This window comes from Enterococcus sp. DIV0213h (genome assembly GCF_051711285.1).
GTDB classification, from domain to species: Bacteria; Bacillota; Bacilli; order Lactobacillales; family Enterococcaceae; genus Enterococcus_D; species Enterococcus_D casseliflavus.
This window is the reverse complement of sequence record NZ_JBIOMH010000001.1, coordinates 3,676,953-3,691,428: the sequence shown is the minus strand read 5'-3', so window position 1 is coordinate 3,691,428 and position 14,476 is coordinate 3,676,953. Positions and strand designations below refer to the sequence as shown.

General features: G+C 45.9%; 12 protein-coding genes. 8 read left to right on the top strand and 4 right to left on the bottom strand.

The window, feature by feature from the left end:
• The first annotated feature begins 2 nt into the window (after positions 1 to 2).
• The 7 genes from IGI77_RS17205 to gor all read left to right on the top strand — a co-directional run bounded on the left by IGI77_RS17205 (position 3) and on the right by gor (position 9,802).
• A complete protein-coding gene (locus IGI77_RS17205; RefSeq protein ID WP_005230317.1) occupies positions 3 to 743 on the top strand; it encodes a Stp1/IreP family PP2C-type Ser/Thr phosphatase in 741 nt (246 codons plus the stop codon).
• On the top strand, positions 740 to 2,737 hold the full coding sequence (gene pknB, locus IGI77_RS17200; protein ID WP_438770446.1) for a Stk1 family PASTA domain-containing Ser/Thr kinase: 1,998 nt from the start codon (positions 740 to 742) through the stop codon (positions 2,735 to 2,737). Before IGI77_RS17205 ends, pknB begins: the two co-directional genes overlap by 4 nt.
• Before the next feature lie 226 nt (positions 2,738 to 2,963).
• Complete coding sequence (locus IGI77_RS17195; protein WP_438770444.1) at positions 2,964 to 3,431, top strand: CtsR family transcriptional regulator; 468 nt, start codon at positions 2,964 to 2,966, stop codon at positions 3,429 to 3,431.
• Between the two features lie 5 nt (positions 3,432 to 3,436).
• Complete coding sequence (locus tag IGI77_RS17190) at positions 3,437 to 5,917, top strand: ATP-dependent Clp protease ATP-binding subunit (RefSeq protein WP_010748867.1); 2,481 nt, start codon at positions 3,437 to 3,439, stop codon at positions 5,915 to 5,917.
• Positions 5,918 to 6,186: 269 nt separating this feature from the next.
• The gene (locus IGI77_RS17185; RefSeq protein ID WP_438770442.1) at positions 6,187 to 7,107 is read left to right on the top strand and encodes a peptidase U32 family protein; all 921 of its coding nucleotides are present in this window, start codon (positions 6,187 to 6,189) and stop codon (positions 7,105 to 7,107) included.
• Positions 7,108 to 7,120: 13 nt separating this feature from the next.
• Positions 7,121 to 8,362 (top strand): peptidase U32 family protein, encoded by a 1,242-nt coding sequence (locus IGI77_RS17180; RefSeq protein WP_008381725.1) that lies wholly within the window; start codon positions 7,121 to 7,123, stop codon positions 8,360 to 8,362.
• A 93-nt stretch (positions 8,363 to 8,455) separates the two neighbouring features.
• Entirely contained in the window at positions 8,456 to 9,802 is a 1,347-nt protein-coding gene (gor, locus tag IGI77_RS17175; protein ID WP_438770440.1) for a glutathione-disulfide reductase, read from the top strand.
• A 118-nt stretch (positions 9,803 to 9,920) separates the two neighbouring features.
• Here the strand turns inward: gor and IGI77_RS17170 are convergent, their stop codons facing one another.
• Positions 9,921 to 11,276 carry an aldehyde dehydrogenase family protein gene (locus IGI77_RS17170; RefSeq protein ID WP_438770438.1) on the bottom strand — a complete coding sequence of 452 codons (1,356 nt, stop codon included), beginning with the start codon at positions 11,274 to 11,276 and terminating at the stop codon, positions 9,921 to 9,923.
• A gap of 211 nt (positions 11,277 to 11,487) precedes the next feature.
• On the opposite strand from IGI77_RS17170, the gene IGI77_RS17165 reads away from it, so the two are divergent.
• Positions 11,488 to 12,276, top strand: coding sequence for a response regulator transcription factor (locus IGI77_RS17165; protein ID WP_074934233.1), 789 nt, complete (start codon positions 11,488 to 11,490; stop codon positions 12,274 to 12,276).
• Positions 12,277 to 12,351: 75 nt separating this feature from the next.
• Here IGI77_RS17165 and IGI77_RS17160 read toward each other — a convergent pair whose 3' ends face one another.
• The 3 genes from IGI77_RS17160 to IGI77_RS17150 are packed head-to-tail and all read right to left on the bottom strand — an operon-like array spanning position 12,352 to position 14,328.
• Positions 12,352 to 13,338, bottom strand: a complete 987-nt coding sequence (locus IGI77_RS17160) for a polyprenyl synthetase family protein (RefSeq protein ID WP_164890366.1) — start codon at positions 13,336 to 13,338, stop codon at positions 12,352 to 12,354.
• 11 nt (positions 13,339 to 13,349) lie between these two features.
• A complete protein-coding gene (locus IGI77_RS17155; protein ID WP_005232987.1) occupies positions 13,350 to 13,910 on the bottom strand; it encodes a Gx transporter family protein in 561 nt (186 codons plus the stop codon).
• Between the two features lie 10 nt (positions 13,911 to 13,920).
• Positions 13,921 to 14,328 (bottom strand): NusG domain II-containing protein, encoded by a 408-nt coding sequence (locus IGI77_RS17150; RefSeq protein ID WP_010748871.1) that lies wholly within the window; start codon positions 14,326 to 14,328, stop codon positions 13,921 to 13,923.
• Between the last annotated feature and the right edge of the window lie 148 nt (positions 14,329 to 14,476).

Here is a 14,476-nt window from a genome sequence, read left to right as displayed (position 1 = left end):
AATTGGAGATTCGTTTTCAAACAGATGTCGGCAAACGTCGCAACACAAACCAAGATTTTGCAGCAACCTATGTAAATAAAGCCAATGTGACATTGGCCTTGCTTGCCGATGGCATGGGGGGCCACCGGGCCGGAGATGTCGCTAGCCGTCAAGCAGTCAGTGAGATCGGCACCGCTTGGGAACAGACAGAGCTGACAGACAGTGAAAAAACTGCCCAATGGCTGATCCAAAAAATCCAAGCGGAAAGCCAAGTGATTTTCCAAAAAGGACAAGAACAAGAAGAACTTAGCGGCATGGGTACCACGATCATTGCTGTGGCCTTATTAGGCGACCAGTTTACGATCGCCAATGTCGGGGACAGCCGTGCCTATCTTTTACGCAATCAAGTGCTGACTCAAATCACAGAGGACCATTCACTGGTCAATGAATTGGTGAAGTCGGGACAAATCACGGCAGAAATGGCCTTGAATCATCCTCGCAAAAACGTTTTGACCCGCTCGATCGGTATGCCAAGCGAAGTCGAAGTCGATGTGGCGATCCACTTTATTGCAGACGGGGATTATTTGCTGCTGTGTTCAGACGGATTGACCAACATGGTCTCAGATGAAGAGATCACAGCAACGATCCAAGAAACCCCTGTGCTGGAAGAAGCAGTGCAATCATTGATCGATCAAGCCAACGAACGCGGCGGTGTCGACAATATCACGGTATTATTGATTAAAGTTGGAGGAGAGCGCCCATGATCGAAATTGGGAAGAAGATAAACGGCCGATACAAAATCATCGGCAATATCGGCAGCGGCGGAATGGCAAATGTGTTTTTGGCGCATGACTTGATCTTAGACCGTGAAGTGGCAATCAAAGTGCTTCGTTTTGACTTCCAAAACGACCAAAGTGCGATTCGGCGCTTTCAACGAGAAGCCTTGGCGGCGACTGAGCTGGTTCATCCAAACATCGTAACCGTTTATGATGTCGGCGAAGAAGACGGCATGCAGTTTTTGGTGATGGAATATGTCAAAGGGATGGATCTCAAGCGCTATATCCAAACGCACTATCCCGTACCTTATTTGCAGATCGTTGATATCATCCAACAAATTTTATCAGCGGTGGCATTGGCCCATCAGCACCGCATCATTCACCGGGACCTAAAGCCCCAGAATGTGCTGATCAATGAAGACGGCGTGGTGAAAATCACCGATTTTGGGATCGCGATCGCCTTATCAGAAACATCAATCACCCAAACCAACTCGATGCTAGGCTCGGTGCATTATCTTTCACCAGAACAAGCACGAGGCAGTATGGCGACCAATCAATCAGATATTTATGCGATTGGGATTATCCTCTATGAAATTTTAACGGGCAAAGTACCCTTTGATGGCGAATCAGCCGTAACGATCGCCTTGAAACATTTCCAAGATGAGATCCCTTCGATTCGGATCTATGACAAAAATGTTCCGCAATCGCTGGAAAACGTCGTATTGAAGGCGACCGCCAAAGAACCGGCGGATCGGTACAAAACTGCCGATGAAATGCGAGCGGACCTTGATACCGTGTTGTCTCCTGACCGACTCAATGAACCGAGATGGGAACCTCATGCCCTGATGGATGAAACGAGAGTGCTGACTCCTGTGGAAGCAGCCCAAGTCGAAACGCCGCCAGTAGAAGAACCCGTAGAAGATAAGGTTGCGGATCAAGCTGAAGAACCAGCGCAGCCGAAAAAGAAAAAACGCAAACGGTGGCTGCTGCTGCCTATCATTATGGTGATCGCACTGCTAGGCATAGGCAGTTACTTCCTATTCGGCGGTGGTCGGGGAGATGTGGCAATTCCTGAAGTCAGTGGTCAGACAGAAGCAGCTGCCCGTGCCGAGCTGGAAGCCGCCGGTTTGAAAGTAGCAGACGAGGTGGAAGAAATTGAAGACGATGAAGTCGAAGCAGGCAATGTCGTCAAAACCGATCCCCCAGAAGGCAATGAAGTCAAAAAGAATTCCGTCGTGACTCTTTATATCAGCAGCGGAACCAAGAAAATCACCCTTGATGATTATGAAGGTCGTTCCTTTGATGATGTCAAAAAAGAGTTGATCGATTTGGGCTTTGATGAAGACAGGATCAAAGAAGAGCTAGAGTCGTCAGATGATGTCGACGAAGGAGATATTATCAGTCAATCACCAGCGGCTGGGCGAGAAGTTTCCCCAGCAGAAGACGAAATCACCTTTAAGGTCAGCTCCGGACCAGATAGCTTCGCAATGGACAACTATTATGGCATGACAGAGGCAGATGCACGAGCAGCATTGACTTCTCGTGGGGTAAGCCTCTCACAAATCAATGTCACTTACGAATCCAGTAGCCAACCGGAAGGTACGATCATTGGTCAAGCACCAGCGAGTGGCGAGTCCGTTGTGACTTCCAGAACCATCATTACATTAACTGTCAGCAGCGGGCAAGAAATGGTCAATGTACCAAGAATCGTTGGCAAAAGCCAAGCCGATGCAGAAGCAGATTTGAATGAAGCAGGACTGCAGTATACGATAGAACAAGAATCTGATTATAACGACTCTGTGCCTACTGGAGAAGTAGTGCGCGTTACGCCCGGAGCAGGTACTTCTGTAGCAGTAGGAAGTTCTGTTACCGTGACGGTTTCCAGAGGTCCTCGACCACAGGATTCTTCTTCGTCAAGCAGCTCATCCTCCTCAAGCAGCAGCTCGTCAACGAGTGAAAGTAGTTCAGAAAGTACGCAATAAGACGAACGTTTATGTTAGAAGAACAAGCAGCTCGTCGGGGACCAAAGAATTCTCTTTTTGTTCCCCGACGAGCTGCTTGTTTCTTTTTGTAGCTAAAAAAGCTGAAGCGAGGGATAAGTGTCTTTAAAATTTCCTTTAGACCTTCCTTTTGTGCAAGCGTACATCTTTCCAAGGATTCAAAAATTGGGTATAATGAAGGTCAGAATTAGTCAAGGGAGGGAATGAATTGAGTCATCACAACACTTCCGATTTGATTGAAGCATATTTGAAGAAAATTCTTGAAGACAGTGAAACCATTGAGATTCGTCGCGCAGAAATGGCAAATTTGTTCAACTGCGTGCCCTCACAAATAAATTACGTGATCAATACCCGCTTTACCGTTCAAAGAGGCTATGCGGTTGAAAGTAAACGCGGCGGGGGCGGCTATATTCGGATCGAGAAAGTCAAAATTACTGACAGCCACCACTATTTAAAAGAAATGAATCAACTATTCGATGAAACCATCTCGGAAAAAGATGCGTATGCAATAATCCAGAAACTTTATGAGGAAGGAATCCTGTCCAAGCGAGAAGGCAATTTATTGTTGACCGTCATCGCGAAAACAGTTCTAGGACGTTCTCCTTATGAAAATAGAACACGAGCTGATTTGCTCCATGCAATTCTAGAACGATTAAGTTACGAAGACAGGAAGTGAAAGAGATGGATGAATTATTCACCCAACGCGCGAAAGCCGTTTTGGCTATCGCCCAAGAAGAAGCAAAATACTTTAAGCACCAAGCGGTAGGTTCTGAACATATTCTATTGGCACTGGTCATTGAACAAAACGGGATCGCTGGCAAAACGTTACGGGAAATGAATATCACAGAAAACGATATTCGTGAAGAAATCGAACATTTAACAGGGTATGGCACCGTTCGTCAATACCCAGAAAACGCCTATCTCGCGTATTCACCACGAGCAAAACATACATTTGCTTATGCAGGGGATGAAGCCAAGCGTTTAGGGGCACCACAGATCGGTACCGAACATCTATTATTAGGCTTATTAAGAGACGAAGACATTTTGGCTTCACGAATCATGCTGAATCTCGGCTTGAGTCTCGCGAAAATGCGTCAGCTTTTGAAGAAAAAAATGGGCTTCAATGAAAGCAAAACCAACGGAAGTGCTGGTCGTCGTCGTCCAGCCCAAGCCAAAGCGCAGCAAGGAACACCGACCTTGGATTCCTTAGCCCGTGATTTGACCAAATTAGCCCGTGAAAAACGGCTAGATCCTGTTGTCGGTCGTGCCAAAGAAGTCAAACGGCTGATCCAGATCCTTAGCCGTCGGACCAAAAACAACCCTGTTCTCGTTGGGGAACCTGGTGTTGGGAAAACCGCGATCGCCGAAGGCTTAGCCCAAAAAATCATCAATGGGGAAGTCCCAGAAGACATGCAAAACAAACGTTTGATGATGCTGGACATGGGGGCTTTAGTTGCTGGAACGAAATACCGTGGAGAATTTGAGGACCGAATGAAAAAAATCATCGATGAGATCTATCAAGATGGTCAAATCATCTTATTCATTGATGAATTGCATACACTGATTGGGGCCGGCGGAGCCGAAGGGGCGATTGATGCCTCGAATATTCTGAAACCAGCCTTAGCCCGTGGAGAATTGCAAACCATCGGTGCCACAACGCTAGATGAGTATCAAAAATACATTGAAAAAGATTCTGCGTTAGAACGCCGTTTTGCCCGAGTGCAAGTCGACGAACCAACACCAGAAGAAGCGGAAGAAATTTTGCGGGGCTTGCGTCCTCGTTATGAAGAACATCATGGGGTGGAAATTTCTGATGATGCGTTACACGCCGCTGTGCAATTGTCCGTACGTTACATCAATTCGCGCCAATTACCAGATAAAGCCATCGATTTGATGGATGAATCAGCAGCCAAAGTGCGTCTAGACAAAACCGATGAAAGTTCGGAATTGGCAGATCTACAAAACGAGATCGCTAACTTGATCGAAGAAAAAGAAGCAGCCATTCGCCAGCAAGATTTTGAAGCAGCAGCTCGTCTGCGAATCAAGGAAAAGAAATTGACCCAACAACTGACGGAAGTGGCGTTTATGGAAGTCAAAGAAGCGTCAGGCTATGCCGATAGTGTTACTGCAGAAGATGTTGCCACGGTCGTTTCCCAATGGACTGGTGTACCTTTGCAACAGATGGAGAAAAAAGAAAGCGAACGCTTGTTGGATCTTGAAAAGATCTTGCATCAACGGGTAGTTGGCCAAGAAGAAGCGGTCAAAGCAGTCGCTCGTTCGATCCGTCGTGCCCGCAGTGGGTTGAAAGACCCCAACCGCCCAATTGGTTCCTTCATGTTCTTAGGCCCGACTGGTGTCGGGAAAACCGAGCTTGCCAAAGCCTTAGCGGAAGCGATGTTTGGTAGTGAAGATGCCTTGGTTCGTGTCGATATGTCCGAATTTATGGAAAAATACAGCACGAGCCGTTTGATCGGTTCACCGCCAGGCTATGTCGGCTATGACGAAGGTGGGCAATTGACGGAAAAAATCCGTTCAAAACCTTACTCCGTCATCTTATTGGACGAGGTGGAAAAAGCCCATCCCGATGTCTTCAATATCCTCTTGCAAGTGCTAGATGATGGACATTTGACGGATGCCAAAGGTCGGAAGGTCGATTTCCGCAACACGATTTTGATCATGACTTCTAATATCGGTGCCCAACAAATCCGCGAAGAAAAAAGCGTTGGATTCAATGTCACTGATTTAACGAAAGATCACCAAGCGATGCAAAAACGGATCTTAGAAGAGCTGAAAAAAGCCTTCCGTCCAGAATTCTTGAACCGTGTGGATGAAACAGTGGTCTTCCAATCCTTAGGTGAAGGGGAGATCCACGAAATCGTGAAGATTATGAGCAAAGCGATCATCAAACGGTTAAGCAACCAAGACATCCAATTGAAGATCACGCCATCTGCCATCGATGTGATCGGTAAAGCTGGTTTTGATCCAGAATATGGGGCACGGCCGATTCGTCGAGCATTGCAAAAAGAAGTCGAAGACCGTTTAAGTGAAGCACTCCTATCAGGACAAATTCATTTAGGTGACAAAGTGACGATTGGTGCTTCCAAAGGATCGATCACTCTCAATGTCAAAGAGGGACAAGCACGGGTCTTGCAACAAGTTTAAGTCGAGCCAATAACGGCAGCGGCGTTTCTATGGTCGAGTAATCGGCACCCATAGAAACGTCGCTTTTTTGTCTTGCTATGTCTAGTAGTGATCAAGTGATCTCTATTAATTATGATTGATGATTCACAAAAAAATATCCTTCTAAATAGCTTTATGACAACGGTTGATTAACGGAAAAAGCGCTATTCGTGAAAAAAAGAGTAACGAGACCTCTTGGAAAGAATCCTGCTGTGTGATACTATGAATGAGTTGAAAAAAGGAGGAGTATTATGGTTGAAATTATCGCCACGGTGGAATCGATCGAGCAAGCACAGCAGCTCATCCCTTATGTTGATACATTGTTTTTTGGAGAAGAGACATTCGGGCTGCGCCTACCGGCCTCTTTTTCTCGTGAAGAGCAAATCAGACTGATCGACATGGTCCACGAAGCTGGAAAGAAAGTGACGATCGCAGTCAATGGCATCATGCATCCAGAAAAAATGAAGCGGATTCCAGAATACCTAGCATTTCTGAAGACCAATCAAGCCGATCAAATCGCTCTCGGAGATCCTGGGATCATTTACCGCATGAAGCAAAATCCAGAATGTGCCGTGCCATTTATTTATGCAGGGGAAACCTTAGTAACGAGCGCTCGTCAAATCAATTTTTGGGGACAAAAAGGAGCAAAGGCAGCCGTTTTAGCGCGAGAAGTTCCTTTCGAGGAAATGAAAATCATGGCACCACAACTAAATATTCCTGTGGAAGTATTGGTTTATGGTGCGACCTGCATTCACCAATCGAAGCGTCCGCTTTTACAAAATTATTATAACTATACCCAACAATCGGAAGAAAAGAACCACGACCGTGGGTTGTTTTTATCTGAACCGAAAAAAGAAGAAACTCACTATTCCATTTATGAAGATAGCCACGGCACGCACATTTTTGCCAATAACGACATCAATCTGATGCTGCAGCTGGGGGAATTAGCCGCAACAGGCTTTCAAACCTGGAAGCTGGACGGAATCTATACACGAGGGGCTGCCTTTGTGGCAATTGCTAAGCTGTTTGCCCAAGCCAAGAGCCTTGTGGAAAGTGGGAAGTGGCAAGCAGAGCAAGCAACTGTGCTCAGTGAACAAGTTGCCCAACTTCATCCAGCAGAACGTGGGTTGGACACTGGATTTTATGCCATCGATCCTGACGATATCAAGTAAGGAGCAAGAACAAATGACCGTTAAACAAGCATTGAAACGACCAGAAGTGTTAGCACCAGCTGGTACGTTAGAAAAATTAAAAACAGCGATCCACTATGGCGCTGACGCTGTCTATATCGGCGGCAATGCCTATGGTCTACGGAGTCGCGCGGGAAACTTTACCTATGAAGAAATGGCGGAAGGGGTGGCTTTTGCCAAAGCCCACAACGCAAAAGTCTATGTAGCAGCCAACATGGTGACCCACGAGGGCAATCAAGAAGGTGCAGGGGAATTCTTTCGGGAATTGCGAGATGTCGGTATTTCGGCAGTGATCGTTTCTGATCCCGCTTTGATCCAGATCTGCGCAACAGAAGCGCCAGGTCTACCGATCCATTTGTCCACCCAAGCCAGTGCCACAAACTATGAAACATTGGAATTTTGGCGGGAAGAAGGCCTAGAACGGGTCGTTCTCGCCCGAGAAGTGTCGATGGAGGAAGTCGCTGAGATCCGCAAAAATACTAGCGTGGAGATCGAAGCCTTTATTCATGGCGCCATGTGTATTTCTTATTCTGGCCGTTGTACTTTGTCCAATCATATGTCGATGCGAGACGCCAATCGCGGCGGCTGTTCGCAATCTTGCCGCTGGAAATATGATCTGTTTGACATGCCCTTTGCAACGGAACGAAACAGTTTGACTAAAAACGGGACAGTGGAAGAAGAGTTTTCCATGAGTGCTGTGGATATGTCGATGATCGAACATATCCCGGATTTGATTGAAAACGGCGTGGATAGTTTCAAAATCGAAGGCCGCATGAAATCGATCCACTATGTTTCAACCGTGGCGAACGTTTATAAAGCAGCCGTGGACAGTTACATGGCCGATCCAGAGAACTATGTCTGCAAACAAGAATGGATCGATGAACTGTGGAAAGTTGCGCAGCGAGAGCTTGCGTCAGGCTTTTACTACGATACCCCAAGTGAAAATGAGCAGTTGTTTGGTCCGCGTCGGAAAATTCCGCAATACAAATTTATTGGGGAAGTCATGGCGTATGATCCGGCAACAAAAACAGCTACGATTCGGCAACGGAACCACTTTTCCGTTGGCGATGAAATCGAATTTTACGGTCCCGGATTCCATCACTTTCACCAAACCGTCGAAGTCATGTATAATGAAGACGGTGAATCCATCGATCGTGCACCAAATCCTATGATGCTGTTGACGATGCCGGTCAAAGAACCGGTGGAAGTCGGAGACATGATTCGGAAGAAAAAATAAGGTCGAGAGTTTCTCTCGGCTTTTTTTGTTGAATCAATCCAGCCAAAAAGGATCGATGAGAACATAGACAATCTTAAGGAGGAAACAACAAATATGGAAACATACGACTACATAGTAATTGGTGGCGGCAGCGGCGGAATCGCCTCAGCCAATCGGGCAGGGATGCACGGCGCCAAAGTATTATTGATCGAAGGCAATGAATTAGGCGGCACCTGTGTCAATGTCGGTTGTGTACCGAAAAAAGTCATGTGGCAAGCTAGTGAGATGTTAGAAATGATCAAACGGGACGCAACTAGCTACGGCATTTATCCACATGTGGATAAATTTAATTTTACTGAGCTTGTGGATAACCGTGAAAAATACATTGATTTTTTACACACAGCCTATCAAAAAGGCTTAGACAGTAACAATATAGAAGTTATCCACGGTTATGCACAGTTTGTGGATAACCACACGATTACCGTCAATGGGGAAAACTACCATGCAGCAAACATTTTGATTGCCACCGGTGGAAAACCTAGCGCGATGAATATTCCCGGCGGTGAGTACGCCATTGACTCGAATGGTTTTTTTGCGTTGCGAGAAGCACCAAAGCGTATGGTCGTCTTAGGGGCAGGCTACATCGCAGCCGAAATCAGCGGTGTCAGCCAACAGCTGGGCAGCCAAGTGGCTTGGGCGTACCGCAAAGAGCGGCCATTACGAACCTTTGACAAGATGCTTGCGGATAATCTCGTGGAGATGTACCAAGAATCAGGAATCGAAACTTATGCAGGCTACGTTGCCTCTCGTATCATTAAAGAAGGTGACGAGTATCTCGTTCACTTTGAAAATGGCGAAACCTTGACCGGCGATTGCGTCCTTTTTGCTGGTGGTCGCGTGCCGAATACGGATAAGTTAGGTCTGGAAAACACCGATGTCCAATTGGATGAAAAAGGGTTTATCATTGTGGACAAATATCAAAATACCACAGCTGACTCGATTTTTGCGGTGGGCGATGTCATCGGAAAATTGGATTTAACCCCGGTTGCGATCGCCGCCGGTCGTCGCTTGTCTGAACGCTTGTTCAACGGTCAAAGCGATGCGTACTTGGATTATCACTTAGTACCGACGGTCATCTTTACTCATCCACCGATTGCCACGATTGGTTTATCCGAAGAAGCAGCCTTGGCAAAATACGGCCAAGAGCAGATAAAGGTGTATCGCTCGCGCTTTACACCGATGTACTTTGCTTTAAATGAGTATCGCCAAAAATGTGAGATGAAATTGGTGTGCTTAGGAAAAGAAGAAAAAATCATCGGTCTGCACGGCATCGGGATCGGTGTCGATGAAATGCTGCAAGGCTTCGCTGTAGCCATCAAAATGGGTGCTACAAAAGCAGACTTTGATCAAACCGTTGCCATTCATCCGACAGGGTCAGAAGAATTTGTGACGATGCGTTAACTAGTAAATAGAAGAAAAAATGAGCAGGGAAAAACGAATGGATCGTTCTTCCCTGCTCATTTTTATGAAAGGAAGGGGCTGTATTGTTCAGCCGCTTATCTTGAAGCACCTAGGTTCTTTATTTTTCGACATCGTAAGCGATGTAGTGAGTGTTTAAAAGCTGTGCGACATGGATATTTTCTGAAGTACTGCCGCCTCCATGGGACCCGCAACCTAGAGTCAAGGAAGGATTTAAGTTCGTGGTGCCTCCAATGGCTCCTAAAGCTGCTTGGGTATTGACTAAGATTCGGGCAGAAGGGATCGCCAGCCCAAATTCACGAACAAAGGTATCGTCTTTGGTATGAACGACAGCGGTGTGTCCAGCACCTTGGATCTTTAGCAACTCTTGGCAAAAACGAATGCCTTCCTCGGCATCAGCCACGGTATAAAACGCGAGGATCGGCGAAAGTTTCTCCCGCGCATAGGGATTGTCTTTAGCGATGACCGTCTGTTCCGAAACGAGGATTTTCGTATCACTTGGGACCGATAGACCGCTCATTTCGGCAATTTTAACTGCTGGCTGACCGATGATTCGGGGATTCAGACCGCCCTCAGTCGTGGTGATAAAATCAGCCAGCCTTTCAGACTCTTCTTGATTCAAAAAGTAGCCGTGATTTGCTTTCAATTCAGAGATCACTGTATCTTTGATCGATTGCTCAACGACTAATGCCTGTTCAGAGGCGCAGATCGTCCCATAATCGAAGGTTTTGCTACGGATGATCTGATCAACGGCTTTCGCGATGTCTGCAGATTTTTCTAGCAGTGCAGGGGTATTACCAGGGCCGACACCGATTGCTGGATTGCCCGAAGAATATGCGATTCGAACCATCGCTTTACCACCAGTAGCCAAGATTAGATCGGTATCGGGATGTGCCATCAATTTTTGGGTATCCTCAATTGTCGGTTCTTCTAGTAATTGAACCAAATCGATCGGCAATCCGCATGCTTGCAGCACCTCTTTAAAGAGGGACACGGTCTCCTTGATTGCCTGCAGCGCTCGGGGGTGAGGGGACAAGATGATTGCATTTTTCGTTTTCAATGCCAAAAGTACTTTGAAAATCGTGGTGGATGTAGGATTGGTGGAGGGGATCAAAGCAACTAAGACCCCCAATGGCGCAACGATTTTTAGCATCTTTTTCTCAGGAATTTCTTCTACGATTCCAACCGTCGGCATATCTTTGATACTGTTATATAATATTTCACTGGCAAATAAATTTTTGATGTTTTTATCTTCTGCGTTTCCAAAGCCGGTTTCTTTCTGTGCCAATTTTGCTAAGTGCATCGAGTGGCTGGTCAGTTTCTCTGCAGCTTTTCCCACCACGTAATCAACCGTTTCTTGCGAGGCAGTACGATAAAGTTCTTGGGCGTCTGACGCTTGTTTCATTAAGGAATCAACCAGTGTTAAGGGACTGTGCATCTTTGTCTCTGTCATCATATCAATCATCCTCCTTGTTTTTTATACTTTAATTATATGCGAAAGTAAGCGTTTTCTTTAGGAGGGTTCTATGCTGTTTCAGGACAATTTTATCCAAGATTGTTATATTTTTAACATGTGTTGTTATTGTTCATAAAAAGCAATAAACTTAATGATAAATGATTAAACATGGTATAATTTGAAAAAGAGAACACGGAAAGGAGCTGCTTTCATGTGCTACATTTTAGTTTCCACCCCAGATGAAAAGGAACGAAATCAGATAAAACAAGTGGTCAGAAAAGATTTTTTTAACGCCACGCTCTTGCAAGATGCTTGGACAATGGCTGAAACGGTAGCGATCGCTGGGAAAGTACACGTTGATATCCTCATCTTGTCAATCTCTAATGAGGCCGAAGATCCTTTTTATTGGACAGCCGAGGTCATGAAAAAACAGCCGAACATCAAACTGATTTTGATTGATGAGACGAAGAACTTCGACAATCTTCATCGCTCACTGCGCTGCGGAGCCATCGACTACTTAGTGCGGCCTTTAAGCAAGCAAGAGCTTCAGCACAGTATCCACCGTAGTATTCTCTCGTTGAATCAAATTTCCCTATTGCACTATTCTACGTCAGCGATCACTGATAATATTGCTGAACAAGTCAATCAGATCATTGAATACATCCATCTCAACTATCAAGAGCCGATCACCTTAGATGTCCTTGCTGCTTTCAGCCACATGCATCGCAACTATATCAGCCGGATTTTTAAAGAAGCCACTGGGATGACTTTTACTAAATATTTGACGTTTTATCGAATAGAACAAAGCAAAAAGCTGCTGGTTACTACGGAGGATTCCATTGCTGCTATCGCTGAACAAGTGGGGTATGATGATGCGGGTTATTACGCCCGGATCTTCAAACGTGAAACCAGTTATACACCAAACCAATACCGCAAAACCTTTACCTCTTCCTATGTTGCTGCAGATTTAGTGTTTGCCCAAAGAGAAATGAGTTCATGAGGGATTCCCTTGCTCAACTAAAAAAGCATGATCGCTTTGGCAGCGACCATGCTTTTTTGGTGTTCGTTCATTAGATCAATTGCTTCGCCCAAGGATCTGAGCAGTGATCTGGTAAAGATACGTTTTGGTTTCATCTTTGGTCTCAGGTAATTTCTGGATCGCCTGCAAAGCTTTTTTCGTATAGTCGGCTGCGAGTTTCTTGGCTTCTTCGATCCCAGCACTTTCTTGGACGATCCGATAGACTTCGTGGGTGTCGGTGTCCGTCATGGCGTCTTGTTTTTCCAGCAATGGGAGCAGCTGTTGGCGGTCACTTTTCAGTGCCATTAACAGCGGCAGGGAATAGACGCCTTGCCGAACATCTTCCAATACTGGTTTCCCTAAAGCAGCCGCATCTTGGCTGTAATCCAAGACGTCATCCATGATTTGAAAGGCAAGACCAATGGCTTCACCGATCTCACGGGCTTGATTGGCAAAGCGCAAGGAGGTGCCGCTTTCGTAAGCTCCGATGAAGCAGCTTAAAGCAAACAACTCAGCGGTTTTGCCGCGAATGTTTTCTAAGTAATCCTCGACAGTGACGGACAAATCGTATCGTTTGCTCATTTGTCCTAATTCGCCGGCCAGGATTTTTTCCATACTACGGGAATTCATCTGCAAGCTTTTCATGGAGCTGGCATAATCCGCCATCAATTTAAAGCAGCAGACGAAGAGGTAATCACCAGCATAGACAGCGACATCGTTGCCAAATTCGGAACGAATGGTCGGCAGCTTGCGGCGGGTGTCCGCATGATCGACGATATCGTCGTGGATCAACGAGGCAGTGTGGAGCATTTCGATCGAGGCCGCCAATGCGACGGCTTTTTCGCGATCTTTGTCGCTGCCATAAGCAGAAAAGAGCAGCTGATAAGCAGGACGCAGCAGTTTCCCACCTGAATGGATCATGGACAGGATCGCTTGTTCGACCTCTTTGTTTTTTAGTTTTAATGATTTTTCCATCAATTGCAAGGAGGCAGATAAGTCAGCTTGCAGTGCTGGATACTCTTGCCACATGGAATGAAGTTTCATAATTAACTCCTTTATTCTGAATCCGAGCGCCATTTGACTTTGGTCTGGCGTTCATAATCAATTTGAAAACGGCGCAGTGTTTCGACACGGCGCAGCAAGTAGTTGGCGGCGATTCCGATAGCGATCCCGGACAAGATCCCAAAGAAAGACAGGACCGGCAAGTAGAGCATCACGCTCCAGGATTGAGCGATCCATGAGGCAGTGATCAACTGTCCGACGTTGTGTAAGAACCCGCCGGCCGCACTAATGCCGATGATACTGACACGCTTAGGCCCCAACTGTTTCACCAAAGACATCCCAAAGTAGCTCAATAAGGAACCGCTCATACTATATAAGAAGGTCGAAACCGTTCCTCCTAGTAACGTCGTTAAGATCAGTCTTAGCCAAATCAAGAGAAAGCTGTCTTTTTTTGGCATGGTGAACAAAGCAATAATGGTAATTAAATTTGCCAAACCTAGTTTCGCACCAGGCGCAAAGGCAAATGGATAAGGGATCATATTTTCAACTAAACCAATCACGACCCCTTGGGCGACCAGCAGTGAGATGAAAATTATTCGTTGTAATCGACTCATAAGCAAACGATCAATAGATTAGATCGTCGGTCTCACTCCCATCTGCGGCTTGGATTTCGATCACCAATTTATGAGGCAGACAGACGATGGTTTCCCCATTTTTACTAGCCCAGCCACGGCGGACACAAATCTGGTCGCCGCAATCGGCTTCCTTGATTCGGATCCGATCCCCTTCGATCTCCAGTAAATTGGTATCGCCATCTTCATCTTCATAAAGATAGGTGTACGTTTTTTGACCTTCAACTAAGTCAAAACGCTTGATTTCTGTCCCATCGACCCGCAAGACGGCTTCTTTGTCCGCTGTTTGCGTCTGGCCAAAAATAAAAATCGGTAAAAAAGAGCTGAGGATCAAAACAAGTATGATGACGCCATCCCATGGTTTTAAATGGGCATCGCGGATAAATTCTTTTAATTTCATCAAAAAAGACTCCTGTTCTTTCATGTGATGTGTCTCATTCTAGCATAAGAAGACAAGATTCTACTAGCTGAATCCTCAATAATCCACCGATTTCTGTGCAAGGACGATCAAGAAAAAGTTCTGTACTTGGAAAGAGACCAAGACACTG